The organism is Arcticibacter eurypsychrophilus, from assembly GCF_001730525.1.
In the GTDB taxonomy this organism is placed as follows: Bacteria; Bacteroidota; Bacteroidia; order Sphingobacteriales; family Sphingobacteriaceae; genus Arcticibacter; species Arcticibacter eurypsychrophilus.
The window spans coordinates 1-312 of the sequence record NZ_MDFN01000082.1 but is presented as its reverse complement, the minus strand read 5'-3'; the positions used below and the strand labels follow the sequence as shown (position 1 = coordinate 312).

The window sequence follows — 312 nt, the reverse complement described above, 5'->3', positions numbered from 1 at the left end:
TTTATCGGACAGCCAGCCGGACAATTAACTGCGCTGAAACGGATATTTATCATTGACAGTACCACGATCAGCCTTTTTAAGGCCATCCTTAAATGTGTGGGTCGTCACTCCATTGACGGGAAAAGCAAAGGCGGGATCAAGGTACATACCATGCTGAACGCGCTTGAAGAAGTCCCACAACTGATCCATTTTGCCAGTGCGGCCACACATGACCATACCTTTCTGTCCAGGCTCCGTTTAAAGCCTCACTAGATTACCCTATTTGATCGGGGATATGTGGATTATCAGCAGTATGCGCAATGGACCAATCAG

1 protein-coding gene is annotated in these 312 nt (G+C 47.4%); it reads left to right on the top strand.

Annotated elements, in window-relative coordinates; translation table 11 throughout:
- On the top strand, nt 1–252 hold a 252-nt coding region (locus BFL47_RS19930; RefSeq protein WP_213083976.1), incomplete at its 5' end, for a transposase.
- Nucleotides 253–312 lie beyond the last annotated feature (60 nt).